Below are 874 nucleotides of genomic sequence, written 5' to 3'. Positions count from 1 at the left end.
GCGTGTCGCCTGGTACGGCAATCATGTCCAGGCCGACAGAGCAGACCGCGGTCATGGCTTCCAGTTTGTCGACCGTCAGAATCCCCTTCTCGGCGGCCGCGATCATCCCGGCATCTTCTGATTCAGGGATAAAGGCCCCAGACAAGCCACCGACATGGCTGCAGGCCATGATGCCGCCCTTCTTGACCGCGTCGTTCAGCATGGCCAAAGCCGCAGTGGTGCCGTGCGTGCCGACGCTTTCCAGGCCGATTTCTTCCAGGATGTTGGCCACCGAGTCCCCTTGGGCCGGCGTCGGTGCCAAAGAGAGGTCAACGATCCCAAAGTCAACGTCCAGGCGCTTGGAAGCTTCCTGGCCGACCAGCTGACCCATTCTGGTCACCTTGAAGGCCGTCTGCTTGATCGTTTCCGCCACCACGTCCATTGATTCGCCGCGAACCTTTTCCAGGGCAGTCTTGACCACCCCTGGACCGGAAACGCCGACGTTCAAGGCCACGTCGCTTTCCCCGACCCCGTGGAAGCCGCCGGCCATGAACGGATTGTCTTCAACCGCGTTGCAGAAGATCACCAGGTTGCCGTTGTTGAGCGGATCGATCTTTTCGTTTTCGATCACGACCTGGCCCATTTCCTTGACGGCATCCATGTTGATCCCGCTGCGGGTTGAACCGACGTTGACGCTAGCGCAGACTCTTTCGGTCTCCTTTAAGGCGGCTGGAATCGACTTGATCAGCACCCGGTCGCCGTTTTGGTAACCCTTGTGGACCAAAGCCGAGAAGCCGCCAATAAGGTCAACGCCGACAGCCTTAGCTGCCTTGTCCAAAGTGACCGCGTACTTGACGTAGTCGCTGTCGCCGGATGCGGCGGCGATCAGAGAAAT

1 protein-coding gene is annotated in these 874 nt (G+C 59.5%); it reads right to left on the bottom strand.

Going from position 1 to position 874, the window contains the following annotated elements:
• Positions 1–874, bottom strand: an 874-nt coding sequence (locus lacNas_RS03540; RefSeq protein ID WP_201346599.1) for a DUF711 family protein, incomplete at both ends; no start/stop codon positions are given.

Source organism: Lactobacillus nasalidis (assembly GCF_016587775.1).
Taxonomy (GTDB): domain Bacteria; phylum Bacillota; class Bacilli; order Lactobacillales; family Lactobacillaceae; genus Lactobacillus; species Lactobacillus nasalidis.
This window is presented reverse-complemented; position numbering and strand designations above follow the sequence as displayed.